The organism is Candidatus Electrothrix sp. (genome assembly GCF_052785085.1).
The window spans coordinates 1-15,430 of record NZ_JALAAI010000094.1; the positions used below are offsets into that span (position 1 = coordinate 1).

The 15,430-nt window shown below is 46.6% G+C and carries 13 protein-coding genes; 5 read left to right on the top strand and 8 right to left on the bottom strand.

Features of this window, described 5'->3' with window-relative positions:
- Positions 1–116 precede the first annotated feature (116 nt).
- The 3 genes from L2082_RS13900 to L2082_RS13910 all read right to left on the bottom strand — a co-directional run bounded on the left by L2082_RS13900 (position 117) and on the right by L2082_RS13910 (position 4,887).
- Positions 117–656, bottom strand: a complete 540-nt coding sequence (locus L2082_RS13900) for a hypothetical protein (protein WP_446008648.1) — start codon at positions 654–656, stop codon at positions 117–119.
- Positions 657–674: 18 nt separating this feature from the next.
- Complete coding sequence (locus L2082_RS13905; protein WP_446008647.1) at positions 675–3,077, bottom strand: peptidase U32 family protein; 2,403 nt, start codon at positions 3,075–3,077, stop codon at positions 675–677.
- Positions 3,078–3,267: 190 nt separating this feature from the next.
- Positions 3,268–4,887: a fumarate hydratase gene (locus L2082_RS13910; RefSeq protein ID WP_446008646.1), complete on the bottom strand. Its 1,620-nt coding sequence runs from the start codon at positions 4,885–4,887 to the stop codon at positions 3,268–3,270.
- 607 nt (positions 4,888–5,494) lie between these two features.
- Between L2082_RS13910 and L2082_RS13915 the strand changes: the two genes are divergently transcribed.
- The 5 genes from L2082_RS13915 to pgsA all read left to right on the top strand — a co-directional run bounded on the left by L2082_RS13915 (position 5,495) and on the right by pgsA (position 10,284).
- Positions 5,495–7,393: an N-acetylmuramoyl-L-alanine amidase gene (locus L2082_RS13915; RefSeq protein ID WP_446008645.1), complete on the top strand. Its 1,899-nt coding sequence runs from the start codon at positions 5,495–5,497 to the stop codon at positions 7,391–7,393.
- Between the two features lie 519 nt (positions 7,394–7,912).
- On the top strand, positions 7,913–8,203 hold the full coding sequence (locus tag L2082_RS13920) for a YHS domain-containing protein (RefSeq protein WP_446008644.1): 291 nt from the start codon (positions 7,913–7,915) through the stop codon (positions 8,201–8,203).
- Positions 8,200–8,844, top strand: a complete 645-nt coding sequence (gene fsa, locus L2082_RS13925) for a fructose-6-phosphate aldolase (RefSeq protein ID WP_446008643.1) — start codon at positions 8,200–8,202, stop codon at positions 8,842–8,844. The genes L2082_RS13920 and fsa overlap by 4 nt, the downstream gene beginning before the upstream one ends.
- Positions 8,845–8,864: 20 nt before the next feature.
- Positions 8,865–9,605, top strand: a complete 741-nt coding sequence (locus tag L2082_RS13930; protein WP_446011866.1) for a transglycosylase SLT domain-containing protein — start codon at positions 8,865–8,867, stop codon at positions 9,603–9,605.
- Between the two features lie 115 nt (positions 9,606–9,720).
- Positions 9,721–10,284, top strand: a complete 564-nt coding sequence (pgsA, locus tag L2082_RS13935; protein WP_446008641.1) for a CDP-diacylglycerol--glycerol-3-phosphate 3-phosphatidyltransferase — start codon at positions 9,721–9,723, stop codon at positions 10,282–10,284.
- A gap of 18 nt (positions 10,285–10,302) precedes the next feature.
- Here pgsA and L2082_RS13940 read toward each other — a convergent pair whose 3' ends face one another.
- The 5 genes from L2082_RS13940 to L2082_RS13960 form a co-directional block, all read right to left on the bottom strand.
- Positions 10,303–10,887: a DUF6657 family protein gene (locus tag L2082_RS13940; RefSeq protein WP_446011867.1), complete on the bottom strand. Its 585-nt coding sequence runs from the start codon at positions 10,885–10,887 to the stop codon at positions 10,303–10,305.
- 192 nt (positions 10,888–11,079) lie between these two features.
- Positions 11,080–11,286, bottom strand: coding sequence for a hypothetical protein (locus L2082_RS13945; protein ID WP_446011868.1), 207 nt, complete (start codon positions 11,284–11,286; stop codon positions 11,080–11,082).
- A 49-nt stretch (positions 11,287–11,335) separates the two neighbouring features.
- Positions 11,336–12,373 carry a hypothetical protein gene (locus L2082_RS13950; RefSeq protein WP_446010898.1) on the bottom strand — a complete coding sequence of 346 codons (1,038 nt, stop codon included), beginning with the start codon at positions 12,371–12,373 and terminating at the stop codon, positions 11,336–11,338.
- Positions 12,370–13,665, bottom strand: a complete 1,296-nt coding sequence (locus L2082_RS13955) for a tetratricopeptide repeat protein (RefSeq protein ID WP_446010899.1) — start codon at positions 13,663–13,665, stop codon at positions 12,370–12,372. The genes L2082_RS13950 and L2082_RS13955 overlap by 4 nt, the downstream gene beginning before the upstream one ends.
- The gene (locus L2082_RS13960; RefSeq protein WP_446010900.1) at positions 13,635–15,254 is read right to left on the bottom strand and encodes a CHAT domain-containing protein; all 1,620 of its coding nucleotides are present in this window, start codon (positions 15,252–15,254) and stop codon (positions 13,635–13,637) included. Before L2082_RS13960 ends, L2082_RS13955 begins: the two co-directional genes overlap by 31 nt.
- Positions 15,255–15,430: the final 176 nt, after the last annotated feature.

The window sequence follows — 15,430 nt, forward strand, 5'->3', positions numbered from 1 at the left end:
GTTAACAGCTCTGGGTATACAACGTAACGGTAAGCTGATTAACGTGAGCCTGAGAGAGCCTCCAACCTGAGGGCTGTCGGGTTATTGCGCCTTATGTCCATTTTACAGAAAGGCTGTCAGGGGCCTGTTATAAAGACCGGTTCAAACCCCTTCCCCTGCAAACGCTCTGCTAAGGCCAGAAAACGTTGGGGCAGCCAGTTTTTACTCAATTCAGCACTGGTGGGATGAATACAGACCCGCTTCGTATGCCGCCGATGCTCCAGAGAAGCAGGGGGCCTGATACCAGGATGCAGGCTTGGTTCAGCCAGTTCAAAAATCTGAGCACTGATGTGGGCCATATCTTCAACCCGGTTGCTATTTTTTCGATACAGTCGTCCGTAGTTGAACCATTTTTTCGCAACAACCTTGCTCGCTCCAGGCCAAGGGGCCTTGGGAAAAAGGATCATCTGAAAATCCGCAAGGGCTTGCTCGCTTTCTTCTGAATGCAGGGTTGGCGCAATGCTGTGCTGGGGGAACCAACTGCTTAGTTCACACATACGGCTGCAAAACATGGTGACCTGTAAGCCTGCTTTTTGGGCATTTTCCAACAGGACCATTTCTAACAGGTTATCTCCTAAGCCCTGGCCTCCAAGGACTGCAACGGGTCCTGCTCTCATACCCTTCTCACCCCTTTTTTATACCAGGGTTCCAGCAAAATTGCCCCGCATGATTTGCGTGGACTGCTTGCCACCCTTTCCTTTACCAGTGCCTTTGCCTGTACGCTGGCCCTGATTGAGCAGGTTGCTGATTGTTACTACCCCTTCCCGGCTGATAACTCCCTTACTGAGATCAAGCAGGAGGAAATCAATCCCCATTTGTACCAGTTCCTGCTGTTGACCAAGCAGGGAAAAGGGCAGATGAGCATGGGCTGTAGTCAGACCATCCTGTTGTTCCAAAGTAAAATATTCTTCCTGGGGACTGGCAAACGACTGATCATAGCGAAAATGAGTGCTGTCCAGTCGGGCCGTGAACAGGGAAGGGTGACCATAGACATAGGCCCCCACCTGGATTTTAGGCGGCATATCCCTTTCTTCTTTTTGTCGCCTTCTTTGGCTGTTCTGCTGACCATAATGATGAAGGGCCGCAGCAAGGTTTTCCTCTTCGGTTTCCAGGGAAAAAAGAGCCCCTTGATAACCAAGATGAGCAGTGGCCTGGAGGGCTGCTGAGTTAAGAAGGTTCAGGGTATAGTTTCCGTATAACTCCAGCTGATACTTTTGTTGGCTTTCTGCGCCCTCAATCAGAGGGTAAAACAGCCCATATTGCGAACAATGGCCCAGGGAAAAACGGGCATAGCCCTGTTGCCCCAATTGTTCGACCTCCTGTTGGGTCCAGGCCAGATCTGCCTCGTGGAGAACAGCAGGAAGGCGCCAGATAATCCGGGACCTGTATTTACGGATTTTTTCCGCAGATTGCTTGAGCTGCTGGATATTTTCCCGGTTAAAGGGAACCAGAAAACGGGCAGGGCGCACTGGCATCCGCTGGCGCAGATCATTGAGTTGCGCCACTGCAACCCACCAGGACGGTTCTTGTCTCCCTGGCCTTCGACCTCCTCCTTTCTTTTTGCCCTGTCTTCCCTGGAGAGTATCAGTAGATTTGAAGTTCACCGGGCCTTGCTTCCAGGCCAATTGAGCCAGGATATCATCGACCTTGCTCATATCTGGTACAATCTTATGGCTGGAAAGTTTTTGTCTTCGTTTATGCCCGCTTTTTTCTGCTGTAATTCGGGAGCCCACATCCACCTTAAAAAGGGTACCCTGAAAATGGCGTTGCACATGTTCTTTCCGGGAAACCAGAAAGGAAAGTTGGGCCTTTTGGCCTGCATGGGCTGTTTTCTGACGCTTACCCCGGACTTGTAGCGAACGCAGGGTAAAGCTGAAGCGATTGCCGCTCTGTTCGTCATGGAGACGGAGGCGGTCTCCTTCGCTGACCTGAGCGGAAAGGATGACCTGGAAGGTGATCCTGTTCTTGCCTTCGCGACTACGCTCCTCCTGGATGCCTTTGACCCGACCGAGCATCCTGCCGCTATTACCGGACTGGGAAGGGGTTATTGCCTCTCCTGGTTTTTCTGAGAGCAGGTAGCCGCTGGAACGCTTCCGCCCCATAGCGTCATCAAGGAGTTGATGGGCTTTCTGGAGGACTTTTTCCTGAACCCCATCAGGTTCATCCAAAGAATCCAGGGCCATGCGGTAGGCTGCAACCGTGTTGGCTACATATTGGGCACTCTTTAAGCGTCCTTCAATTTTCAGGCAACGAACGCCAGCAGCCCGCATCTCAGGGAGCATGTCGATCCCGCAGAGATCGTTCATAGAAAAAAGATAGCCTGCTGAGGAGCCAGTCTGCTTTTTCCGGGTTCCTTTATTTCCACCTTTATATTGAACTCCCCTTCCTCCCTGTTTACCAGGATCTTGCCAGGAATAATGGCGGCGGCAGGGCTGCACACATTGACCCCGCAGACTGGATTTACCTCCGTGGAGGCTGGAAAAAAGACAGAGACCGGAATAGCTGAAGCACATGGCTCCATGAATAAAGACCTCCAATTCCGCTCCGGTTTTTTGATGAACTGCTCCAATCTCTTCGATAGTCAACTCACGAGCCAGCACGACCCGCTCAAAACCCAGCTTAGTCAACTCTTCTGCACCCAGAGAGTTATGGACCGACATCAGGGTGGACGCATGCAGAGGCAAGTCAGAAAACCAGGTCCGGGCCAGATAGAGCAGACCGAGATCCTGAATAATCAGGGCATCAGGCCGTAGGGATTCAAAACAGGACAGGGCCTCCAGGGCTGCGGGCAATTCTGCTTCCTTGACCAGGCTGTTCATGGCAATATAGAGCTTCACCCCCTGCTTATGGGCCTGACGAATCATGGAACCAATCTCAGCAAAGGTGAAATCACGGCTCAGTGCCCGGGCATTGAAACCAGGAGCACCGACATAGACGGCATCGGCACCCGCTTCCAGAGCAGCCTCAAAGGCGGGAAAACTGCCTGCCGGAGCAAGAAGCTCCATGGGGTCTTTGTTTTTTTTCGATTTATTACGCATAAACTGTCTGTTTTTTGAATCCCGTAGGGGCAGACCTATGTGTCTGCCCAATGTTGTAGGGGCGGTTCGCGAACCGCCCCTACAAAAACGGCAATTTCATAATACAAGGGGCAGATTTATCTGTCTGCCCAATGTTTTCTGGATGGCGGCAAGGGTAAACACACAGGTTTACCCCTACAGTTCAACTCGTTCATCCTGGATTGGCAAAAAAATCATTGCCTTTATTATCTGTTAAAAGAAAAGCGGGAAAATTCTTAACCTCAATCTTCCACACAGCCTCCATGCCCAGCTCAGGATAATCAATGCATTCAACCTTGAAAATGCACTCTTGCCCAAGTAACGCTGCTGGCCCACCGATGGAACCCAGATAAAAACCACCATTGTTCTGGCAGGCCTCAGTAACCTGTTGGGAACGATTGCCCTTGGCAATCATAATCATGGAACCCTTATTCTTTTGCAAAAGATCCACATAGGAATCCATACGCCCGGCGGTGGTGGGACCAAAGGAACCCGAGGCCATCCCTGGCGGGGTTTTAGCCGGACCAGCATAATAGACCGGATGCTGTTGGAGATACTCAGGAAGCGGTTGCCCGCTGTCCAGCAGCTCTTTCCACTTGGCATGGGCAATGTCCCGTCCTACAATGATAGGGCCGCTGAGGAGGAGCCGTGCTGCCACAGGCAGTTGATCAAGCTGGTTAAGAATGTCTGCCATTGGCCGATTCAGATCGATACGCACAGCCTGCTCGTCTTTCCTCTCTCGCAAGGCAGCAGGGATCAAACGGCCTGGATTATAATCCAGCTCTTCCACCCATATTCCCTGGCGATCAATCTTTGCCTTGAGATTGCGGTCTGCGGAACAGGAAACACCCAGGCCAATAGGACAGGAGGCTCCGTGGCGGGGCAGGCGGATCACCCGCACATCATGGGCAAAATATTTGCCGCCAAACTGGGCACCAATGCCAATCTTCCGCGATTCCTGTAATAATTCCTGCTCCAGAGCAGTATCCCGGTAGGCCTGGCCGTAGGCATTACCTTGTTCAGGCAGGGCATCAAGGTATTTGGTACTGGCCATCTTCACTATCTTGAGGTTGGCCTCAGCACTCGTTCCACCAATAACAATGGAAATATGATAAGGTGGGCAAGCTGCGGTTCCCAGGGTTTGCATCTTTTCCAGTAAAAATTTTTTCAACACACCAGGGCTCAGGGTTGCTCTGGTTTCCTGGTAGAGATAGCTCTTATTGGCACTGCCACCACCCTTGGCAAGAAAGAGAAAGCGGTACATATCACCGGGCACAGCATAGATATCAATCTGAGCAGGCAAATTATTTCTGGTATTCACCTCTTCATACATATTCAAGGCCGAGTTTTGGGAATAGCGGAGGTTTTCCTCAGTATAGGCGGAAAAAACACCAGCTGTAAGCTGTTCAGCATCATCACAGCCAGTCCAGACCTGCTGCCCCTTTTTCGCCATAATAATGGCGGTGCCGGTATCCTGACAAATAGGCAATACGCCTTGAGCTGCTATTTCAGCATTGCGGAGCATGGCCAGGGCCACAGCCTGATCATTATCCGAGGACTCAGGATCGTCCAGAATGCTCGCGACCTGTTGATTATGCTCAGGCCGGAGAAAAAAGGATACATTATGGAGGGCTGTCCGGGCCAGAACTGCAAGGGCCTCTGGAGCTACCCTGAGCATCTCTGTATTGGCAAAGCTGTCCATGCTCACATAGTGTTCTGATCCCTCTAGGAGTCTGTACGAGGTCTGATCCTTGCCCAAGGGAAAGGGATCATGATAGATGAATTTGGTCATATTGAGGCCTCTGGAGCTCATCTTGGATAACGTCTGTAAAAAAATAATCACTCGTAGAGTGAGACAGGAACCAGTATATATCAGTTTTTTCAAAAACGCACATGGTCAATCCAGCTTAAACAGTGACAAAGGAGGGCACAATCTATTTGCCAATTCCAAGTAATAGGGTATAATTCAAAAAGTCTGTTATCGTCGAACTTGAGCGACAATAAAAAGCATTTCCGTGATAAGACAGAAGAGAACCTGACCTTATTTTATCCAGTTTCCACGACCATTAAACGCTCTGTTTCTTTTTGTCAGTATGTTCTTTGTCGTTCCCTATACTTTTCAGCACTTGCGAACTACCTTTTTTCGGTTACTGATCCTATTTTTGATAATAGGGTTTTCCGGTATCACAACGGCAGCACCCCCCCCCTCTTCTTCTTACAAAAACACGGTAGAGTGGCAATACAAACGGGCCAATAATTATTATTATACCTTGCGAGATAACCCTTCTCTTGCTGGCAAACGGGAAAAATGGCTGACTGGTGTTCACGAATTACAGCGTATTTATCGGATAGAACCAAAAGGCAAACGAGCTTCCTCATGTTTATATACCATAGCACGTATGTATCGAACAATGTACGAACGCTTTGGCAATACTGCTGATCTTGATAAGGGTGTCTCTTTTTATAAAGATGTTGTGAGCTTTTTTCCAAAGAGCAAGAAGGCTGATAATGCGCTGTATGCCCTGGCTCAAATTGAACAGGAAGAAAAAGGGAATTTCAAACAGGCTGTTCAGTACTATGACCAGCTGATGCGTTATTACCCCAAGAGTAATAAAAAAATACTGGTCAAGCAACAATTGGCAGAGTTGATAGCAATTCTGGAAAAAAATCCTGAAAAATATCAAAAACAGCAAGGAGAACCAAGAACGCCAGAAAAAAAAATCTCCCCCCCAGTCACACAGAAAACAGCTCCCCCTGTTCAGGTGAAAAAGCCTGCTGTTCCAATACAAAAAAACGTACAAGAGAATAAAGCTCCTCCCCGGAGCAAGATCGTCTTGTCTGCCTTAAAAAAAGTAGAGGGCATCAAGAAAAAAAACAAACAGAGGGAAGAGATTGATTCCAGCAAACAATATCTCAAAAAATACCTCAAAAAAGTTCCTGGCACTGTGGATGTTCTGCCTGTGCAATACTGGTCTTCTGATAACTACACCCGAGTGGTTATTAAATCCTCAGAACCAGTGAAATATAATGTCAATCTTATTGATCAGCAGAACGGAGTGCCCCGGCGCCTTCTTGTTGATTTTAAAAAAAGCTATATTCCCATTCAATACCGCTCTCCTGTTGCGATCAAAGATGGACTCCTGCAACATATCCAGACCAGTCAGCTTGATAAAACAACAGTGCGTGTATCTCTGGATATGGAGTCCATTGGCGATTATAAAGCTTTCAACCTCAAAGATCCGTTTCGGGTGGTTATTGATGTGCGGGGAGACAGGGGCAGGGCATTAAGAATCCCAAAAAGAAAAGTTGCTCCTCAGATTATCGCAGACGTTAAACCTCCTGTGCGCCCACAGCCCCCACCGGTACTTGCTGTCCAGGAAACAAAGAAAAAAGAAGAAACTGAAGCTCCATCAAATGAAACTCTACCGGTTACATTTGATACCACGTATGATTCAGCGGGGAAAACAGCAATAAAAACCCTGATACCCCGGAAGAGAAAGCGTGTGCCTCAGTTGGCAAGAACGAAACAATCTGAAAAAACTTCTGTGCCAAAAGACTTCACCCTGGCCCAACAACTGGGGCTTGGGGTCCACCGGATCGTTATCGACCCAGGCCACGGCGGAAAAGATCCCGGAGCTGTCGGCTTTGGCTTAAAAGAAAAAGATATTGTCCTGAATGTTGCAAAAAAAATAAAGAAAACCCTGGAAGATAAAAACGGATATAAGGTCTTTTTGACCAGAGATGGCGATGTGTCTCTTTCCCTGGAAGAACGAACAGCCATTGCAAATACCAAAGAGGCTGATCTCTTTCTCTCAATCCATGTAAATGCCCATCCCGTGACAACAATACGGGGAGTGGAGACATTTTATTTGAACCTGGCAACCCACTCAGAGGCAATGCGGGTTGCGGCTCTGGAAAATGCCACCTCCACCCATAATATGAGTGAAATGCAGGATATTCTTTCTGAACTCATGCAAAACGAGAAGATCAATGAGTCTTCTCAACTGGCTGAATTTGTGCAACGTAATATGGTCAACGGCCTGAAAAAAGAAAATTTTTATGTCAAAGACCTTGGTGTAAAACAGGCTCCCTTCTATGTCCTCATCGGTGCAGCAATGCCTGCAATTTTGGCTGAACTTTCGTTTATCACTAATCCAGAAGATGCGCAGCTGATGAAGAGTGAAAAATACCTCCAAACTCTTGCAGATCATATTGTTGCCGGGGTGCTCTCCTATGCTGACAACCAAAAAACAGCAGCATTGCATATCTTCCCTTCTTCCGCAAAATCAGTTCAATAACTATTCATAAACTGATCCTGAATGGTGTTAAAACCTCTTCAATATGGACGGGCAGATTGGTCCTGAAAAATAGATTCGACTTTTGAGTTCACACGATTATAATAGTTGTATGTATTTTATATGAAAGTACTGTGGATAGTTCCTCCCCAAGGGGAGGAACGAAAGCTTATATAAAAGTACTGGGTAGTTCCCCCACAAGGGGAGGAACGAAAGCTTATATAAAAGTACTGGGTAGTTCCCCCACAAGGGGAGGAACGAAAGCTTATATAAAAGTACTGGGTAGTTCCTCCCCAAGGAGAGGAACGAAAGCTTATATGAAAGTACTGGGTAGTTCCCCCCCAATGGGAGGAACGAAAGCTTATATAAAAGTACTGGGTAGTTCCTCCCCAAGGCGAGGAACGAAAGCTTATATGAAAGTCTGGTTGATTTCTTAGAATCGCCCGACCAGCGTTTATATTTTGCTCCCCCACCTCGAAAGAGAGAGGTGAGAGGGATGCGATTAAATTCAGGAGGAAAAGCATGAGTCCGCAGCGTTTATTTCTTCTTGTCCTTCTCCTCTACATTGCCTGGAGACTTTTGAAAAATCTGATTCGCGATCAAATCACGCAAAAGGCAAAAGATCTGCGCCAAAAAGAATCAGAGCAGGCTGAAGGCGCAACGGTTCAGGATACTCTGGTGGAAGACCCGGTCTGTCACACCCTGATTCCCCAACATCAGGCGATTCGCTTACGTCATAACGGGAAAAATTATTATTTTTGCAGCGATTCCTGCTGCGATCAATTTACCGGTACTCCGGGAGGAAAAGAATGAAGTTTTTTATAGATACGGCAAATATTGATGAAATTAAAAAAGGACTTGAGTTGGGCATGGTTGATGGTGTGACCACCAATCCATCACTTGTCTCCAAGGAGCAACGGCCCTTTACAGAAATCCTTGCCGATATCTGCGCCTTGGTTGATGGCCCGATCAGTGCTGAGGTTATCAGCCTTGATGCTGAGGGTATGGTTACTGAAGCCCGTGAGCTTGCTGCAATTCACAAGAATATCGTTATTAAAGTGCCAATGACTGAAGAAGGTCTGAAGGCTGTCAAGCGGCTGTCAGAGGAAAACATTAAAACCAATGTAACCCTGATTTTCTCCTCAACCCAGGCCCTGTTAGCAGCCAAAGCAGGCGCAACCTATGTCAGCCCTTTTGTTGGTCGTCTTGACGATATCTCGCTGGATGGCATGGAATTGATCAGCGACATCATGACCATCTTAACCAATTATAATATGGCAACCGAGGTCATCGTGGCTTCTGTACGCAGTCCTTTGCATGTATCACAATCCGCTCTTATTGGGGCAGATATTGCGACCATCCCCTATAAGGTCATTGCTCAGATGGCTCAACACCCACTCACTGATGCCGGCATGGAAAAATTCCTTGCTGATTGGGAAAAACGACAGAAATAAGATTTATAACTTTTCTTGCTATGAACCCCTGTGCAAAACTATACGTATTTGCTGTGGCCTGTTTGTTGCTTTTTCTCAGGCACGGCCAGGCGTCTGGAGAAGAAATATACAGATATATTGATAGATATGGTGTTGCCCATTATACCAATGTGCCCACTGATCGCTATAAACCGGTCTCGCTCTCTCCTCTTTCAACACCAAAAGAAGAGGGAATAGCTTTTCATGCCCCAAAGGTACGGAGCACCCAGCGAAAGGCATTGAAACTGCGCAGTGGAAAAAACTGGAAACATACTGACACCAGCCGGTTTGACAAGGACATCCGGTATGCTGCCCGTGCCCATAAGGTGGATCCCTTGCTGATCAAAGCGATGATTAAAACAGAGTCTGCCTTTAATCGCCATGCTGTCTCACCAAAGGGCGCACAGGGTTTAATGCAGCTCATGCCAGCCACAGCAAAAGATCTTCAGGTCAAAGATCCCTTTAATCCCCGACAAAATATCTATGGAGGCACCAAGTACATAAAATGGTTGTTAAAAAGATTTAATGGTGATCTCCGGCTCAGTCTGGCAGCCTATAATGCTGGGCCCGCACGGGTTAAAAACAAGATCCCACGTATCCCGGAGACGATCTCCTATGTGAGAAAGGTGCTTCGCTACTACAAGGCCTATAAAAAAGGGGGCAACAGGCAAAGCACTGCATACCGACCGAAAGTAGCAATGAACACCAGTATCCGTGTTCGCAAAATGGTTACGGTGAATTAGCAGACCTGGTTCACGGTTTTTCGGTTTTTATACTGCCAACAAGCTCCTCATTTGCTCACAACGAACGCTACAAGCAACGTAGGGTATTCTCCCTGAAGCTCACTACTATTTTTTCATGCAAAACCTGCCCAATCTGATAACAGCCTTTCGTCTCGTCCTCACTGCTCTGCTGGCAATTCTGCTTATGTTCGAGCAGAGCACTGGCATAGCCTTTCTTTGCTGCCTGCTCTTTACCATTGCTGCGGCCACTGACTGGGTTGACGGCTATGTTGCCCGTCGTTTTGAAGCGGTGACGACTCTTGGTAAGCTCATGGATCCTTTGGCAGATAAGTTGCTCGTCGCCACAGCACTGATCATGCTTATCCCATTGGGACGCCTTCCAGCCTGGATTGCTTTAGTGATTCTCTCCCGGGAGTTGCTGGTCACTGGATTGCGGGGTATGGCCTCGTCCTCCGGGATTGTGGTTGCTGCCAGTGGGCTGGGAAAGATCAAATCCATTTTACAGTATATTGGTCTTGGCACCTTGATCTTTCCACTGGGCCTCCTTCCTATCCCGTATCTCCATCATATCGGTCTTGCCGTGGTCTATGTTGCTTTGGTGCTGACACTGTGGTCAGGGCTTGATTACTTCTATAAATTACGGAAAGTCTTTCTGGCTAAAGAAGAAGGGAAGAGATAGTCCCTCTCTTCCTCCTCCCTAGCGCAACCGTTCTCGGATAGCTCCCTTATACTGCTCCAGGGCCTGATTATACTGGTCTGTCAACTCGGCCTCCATCTTGCCAAGCTCTTCATTGATCTTGGCTTCCAATGCCTGCTCCAGGTTTACACCACCGCCTTGTTGAGCCTGTTGGGCCAGCATCTGCTCATATTGCATACGGATCTGCTCTTCCAATTGCTGGTGGAGCTGCTCCCGGTGCTGATTATACTGACCCAAGATGTTCTGCATTTCAGCACAGATCCTGCCCACCTCGCCAGCATTACCGCTGATTTCCCGGATTCCCTGGGTAGCCTTGTCAGTCCGCTCTTTGCCCGGTTCATCGCGGTGGAGGAAGATATTACGGAGCAGGGTTTCCACCATGCCACTGCGAATGCTCATCTGTTGAGCCTCAGGTTGTTCTGCCAAGGTGGTCATGAGGCTATCAATCTTTCCGTCCAAAAAATCAGCTGCCAGCTTCATCCCGGATCGCTGTATTTCTTCCTGCTGTACTTCTTCGTTACTTGCCCTGCCCATGCGGGCAGCACGTTCCATGACCAATTCCATTGTGGATTTTATTTCTGCCATTATTGTTCTCCTTATCGCCGTTACTCCAGCGGATTGTTGATATACCCATTAATTTTAAAGGTGGATTGTATCAGATTATGAGACCTTACGCACCAATTTCTCTCAAGGCAGTCCAGTACATCTACCAATGTATCCACCAGGGAAGCGGCTCAGGCAGACGGAAAATCCAACGGTTCATATTAAGCCTTTATTTCACACCGCCGCCCCGCTTTGATCAAAAAAGCAGGCTCCACCCGGATCGACATCCAGGGTAATTTTTTCATCGACCGCGCAGTGCAGCTGCTGAAAAATCCGGGCGGTAAAAAAGGTCTGGCCAGCGGTATCTAATGCTGTTGTGAACGGAGTAATGAGTTGAAAACGGATCAGGGTTTCGTAGCCGAGGAATTCCGCATCAACCACTTGGCAGGGCAGAGAGACTATTTTCCTTTCCCTTCTATTACGTTATCGTTCATCTCTCACATAAAGACTTGAACTGATATTCTCCTGACTTTTTGTAAAGTTCCATTGAGGCATTTTGAAATTCTTGTTTTCTGGTAACGCACCAAAGTCCATCAGCAGCTTGTGCTTGAGTATATATATCCCCCTTAGTCTTAGCGAGATTGAGAGATTTGTTATATGCAGTCTCTGCTTCCTTATATAGACTCATCTCTCCGTAGATATGCCCACGCCAGAGTTCCATAGCAGGAGTAAGCATATTGGAATTGATGCCATTTAATAAGGATAACGCCTCTCCATAGACTCCTTGCGTAGTGTAATACATAGCTATCGCAAAGCTCTTTGATTCATCAGGTAAATTCAACAGGTTTATTTTGCCAACATAGCTCTCTGCCTTTTTTCGAGTTTGATCATCTAACAAATGAAATCCCAACTTGTCCATCGGATCATTACCAGAATAGCTGCCAGTATCATTGTCAGTTACCAAAAGCAAATATTCTTTTCCCGGCTTGAGTTCAGGATGGCCTGGGTATTTGCTCTCATTTTGTTTTACATCACGATCCTGCCAGATCAGGTTAATCGCTTCATCCATAATTTTTACTGTATAGCTGCTTGCTCCAGTGTCGTACCAGCGCAACAGCGGGTTCTGATCAAGAATAGCAGTTCTACGAGGATGCAGAATATACGGAATTATTGAACCTGATCCCATAGGTTTTTCTATATGAAAACCGTCAACAAAAAGAAGGCTGTTTTCGTCAGAGCAAGGGAGGGGAGATTTTTTGCTTATCTCATGCAATGACAAATCACTGCATAAAATTTTTACTGTTCTTCCCTGTTCAGGCCGAATCAGATCACCACGCTGAACTTGCGTACCGACAAAAACAGGGATGTATCCTGCATCATGACTACGGCTAAGCGAAGTGCCTTCTCCTTCAATAAGGAAATGAAGTGCTGCATTATTTTTGTTTTCCTCAGCAGTTACAGGATATGGCGAACAGACTGAAAAAATCATAAAAAAACATGCTATACTTGTCAGACAAAACCTTTTCATTGCCATCCTCCTTGATCACAGTTTTGGTTTCGTTCCTTGATCATCTTTTGCCATCCTTCTTGGTAGAGAAATCCTGAATCAGCAGGATAGCGTAAGGCTATCTCCCAATGCTCACATGCCATTTTTTTGTTCCCCAACTTATCCAAGGCCGAGGCCAAAAAATAATGCACCGGAGCGTCTATGCTGACCGGATGTGTCACATCTTTTTCTAATGCAACAGCTTGCTCTAATACTTCTTGAGCAAGTTTATACTGCTCGTGGGCATAATACGTCCATCCTAAATTCTGTAGCAATCTGTATCGGTAAAGCATAATAATGTCCGATTCCATACTATCCTTGGAAGATTTTTTTGCTATTCGCAAACCTGCCCTTAAAATCAAGATAGCAGAATCGTATTTCTTTTTAAGGATATACATCCTTCCGCAAGCATTGTATGAACCAAGAAAATTTAAGTCACGTTCCAATGCTTTTTCGTACCAAACTGTTGCCTTGTCAATCTGTCCAGCATGCTCATATAATCTGCCAAGTTCATAACATGGCGGAGCCTTTTCAGGAGCTAACGCCGCTGCACGTTGAAAATAATATTGAGCCTGAGTTGGCATGTGATTATTTTTCAATTTCATCGCATTATTATTATAATATACGGCTAATTTCGGCACTCCATAGAGCCATATTGCAAAGACAAGGAAGGCGGCGATAACAGAGGTGGCAAACTTTGCTTCAGCATGAGCTGTTCGTTGCAGTTGAGGAATCTTTTCTAAAAGTTTTTCTCCTATCTCACGTCCTTGTTTGGTAAATGCACTACTGGTTAGAGCTAAACTCACTGCCGAGCCAAAGAAAGAAATTGTATCTGGCGTGCCGACCCAGAGCCGTTTGATGATCTCCATAGTGAACGCGGAACTCGCTGTAACCAGAAGCACTGTGCCAACGTTCCATAGCAGGTCTTTCTTTTCCTCTTGCGCGGAAGCCTCCTGATCAATGTACCACCACCAATACTCCTCAGCAGGAAAGAACGTCCTGCGGTACTCAGACAAATTCTTTATACTTTCTGTTTTCAGAACGATGCTTTTTAGTTGTTTATCTAATCTTACAAGTCGTTGCAGCTCGTCGTCAGGGTATGATCCCTCTGATGATATGGCATTCTGTAGCTGATCGCGCAGCAGCAGCACGGCAAGTAAGCCTTCAGAACCGTCTTCCAGTAGTTCGAGTTTGCGGCTGTATTCTTCTACCGTCTGGATATGTGTAGATGACTCCCTGCTGTTCAGTCTATTCCTACTGTTGCGTCTGGACATGAAGCACCACCTTCTTTGCCGTTTCCAATATCCCCCGTTAACACAAAACCAGCCCATTTGGCAGGACTGACACGTTGCAGCATAGCTTCTTGAGCACAGCGTAAGGCAGCACCTTTGCTGTACCCTTGTGTGAGGTATCTGTAAAATTTCAGCATCAACTTTTCTGTTGATTCATCTGGGACTTGCCAAAGCGTTGACAAAATAGAGGGTGCTCCGGCAGAAATAAACGCACGATTCAGACTGACGATTTCATCCCCGGCACTTACCGTATTGCTGTCTATTTTTTCTGACTCCTTGCGGCCTGTCATATTTGTTTCACAGCCAGAGAGCGTAACCAATTGAACATTCTTGGCAAGATGAAGGTTAAATATTTCTGAAGCCTCTAAAAAACCGTCATTCTTGTCATCTGCAGACAGATACATACGGGAAAGCAAAGGCGTGTCTAACTTAAACTCTCCATGTGCAGCAATATGAATATAGTCAGCAGACGCAGCTTGCTGCTTGAAAACTGTTTCCGTAGCGGCATCCTCTTGAAATATCTTTGCCTCAAATAATTCAGCGACCTTTTTCGCCTGCGGACAAACTTCAGCAGTTCCAATTCCTTCTGCTTCTGACTTGCAAAATGCTACCATTGTATCTTTACTTCCTTCCGAAGGTTGTGTCTTTTTGTGAATAATAGACAGTAGGCTTGCACTTGGCAGATTAGCCATCGTGTATTGCTCAACCAAGTATTGCTTTCCGTCATGAAGAGCAGAAAACGGCAGATAGTGCAAGATTCCATGAGGAACGATATATAACTTACTTGTCGAAATATATTGACGAACTGGTTGAAAGAGGAGCTGATACAGTTGCTGGAAGTAGATATTTCCTCCATGTTGTCTTGCCTCTGGGAGCTTGCTGATTCTCTTTTCTATATCAGATTCTATTATAGGGATTGACACTGCATGAAACGTATCATGTGTGAGAACAAAGGCAAAAGTTTGTTCAGGGGAGATATAGTATTCTAGCAACGTTGTGTCAGGTGCCAACATCTGCTGCACATCACTCCATGAGGCGACATGATTTGACGTTGATGGTGAATCTTGCTTATTCAGCTTGGACTTGGCTGACTTAGATAATTTGATTCGTGTCAGAACAGACAGGTAGTTAAAGTAGGCATCCTTGAGTTGTTTGCTTAACCGGGACGCAGAATACTCTGTTGCCAACTCGGCTTTTAACTTTTTTATTTCAGCAAGTAATAATTGTTTTTTCTTCGCTAATACAGGTGTAGTTATCGTTTCTTGATTAGTCAGTTCATATTCTTTATCAAGCTTTTTTAAGCGACGTCTCTTAGTTTGAGCGGATTGTTCAATATCACGTAACTGTGACTCCAGCTGATGAATTTCATTCCGCACTTCCTGTTCCTTTTCCATAAGCTCTGGTGCGTCTGCCATCTCAAAACTGCCTGTCTGATCAAGAAGCGAGCGGGCACGGGCACGTTCCGCCATGTCAAAGGCTTGATGCGATTCCTGGAACTGCATAAGCATTGCAACGGCTCGTTGATATGCCGCAGCCGCCTTATCTGCCATCATCGCCCTGATGTCATCCATTTGGGCGGAATTGCGTGTCTCCTCCCAAAGTTTAATAGCGTTCAGATAACCCAAGTTCGTAGGATTTGTGCTCAAAACACGAAAAAAAGTCCTTTTTGGGGCCTTGCTCCTCTTTCAAATATCTGTAATTACTCATCACAGATTTTCGGATTCTTAATGTAGTGCCAGAGAGTGCG

Bases quoted from the DNA above. Each gene is read 5' to 3' on its own strand.
- pgsA (WP_446008641.1), top strand. From the start codon at position 9,721: ATGCAAAACCTGCCCAATCTGATAACAGCCTTTCGTCTCGTCCTCACT.
- L2082_RS13960 (WP_446010900.1), bottom strand. From the start codon at position 15,254: ATGGATGACATCAGGGCGATGATGGCAGATAAGGCGGCTGCGGCATAT.
- L2082_RS13920 (WP_446008644.1), top strand. From the start codon at position 7,913: ATGAGTCCGCAGCGTTTATTTCTTCTTGTCCTTCTCCTCTACATTGCC.
- L2082_RS13940 (WP_446011867.1), bottom strand. From the start codon at position 10,887: ATGGCAGAAATAAAATCCACAATGGAATTGGTCATGGAACGTGCTGCC.
- L2082_RS13910 (WP_446008646.1), bottom strand. From the start codon at position 4,887: ATGACCAAATTCATCTATCATGATCCCTTTCCCTTGGGCAAGGATCAG.
- L2082_RS13900 (WP_446008648.1), bottom strand. From the start codon at position 656: ATGAGAGCAGGACCCGTTGCAGTCCTTGGAGGCCAGGGCTTAGGAGAT.
- L2082_RS13955 (WP_446010899.1), bottom strand. From the start codon at position 13,665: ATGTCCAGACGCAACAGTAGGAATAGACTGAACAGCAGGGAGTCATCT.
- fsa (WP_446008643.1), top strand. From the start codon at position 8,200: ATGAAGTTTTTTATAGATACGGCAAATATTGATGAAATTAAAAAAGGA.
- L2082_RS13930 (WP_446011866.1), top strand. From the start codon at position 8,865: ATGAACCCCTGTGCAAAACTATACGTATTTGCTGTGGCCTGTTTGTTG.
- L2082_RS13915 (WP_446008645.1), top strand. From the start codon at position 5,495: ATGTATCGAACAATGTACGAACGCTTTGGCAATACTGCTGATCTTGAT.
- L2082_RS13950 (WP_446010898.1), bottom strand. From the start codon at position 12,373: ATGAAAAGGTTTTGTCTGACAAGTATAGCATGTTTTTTTATGATTTTT.
- L2082_RS13905 (WP_446008647.1), bottom strand. From the start codon at position 3,077: ATGCGTAATAAATCGAAAAAAAACAAAGACCCCATGGAGCTTCTTGCT.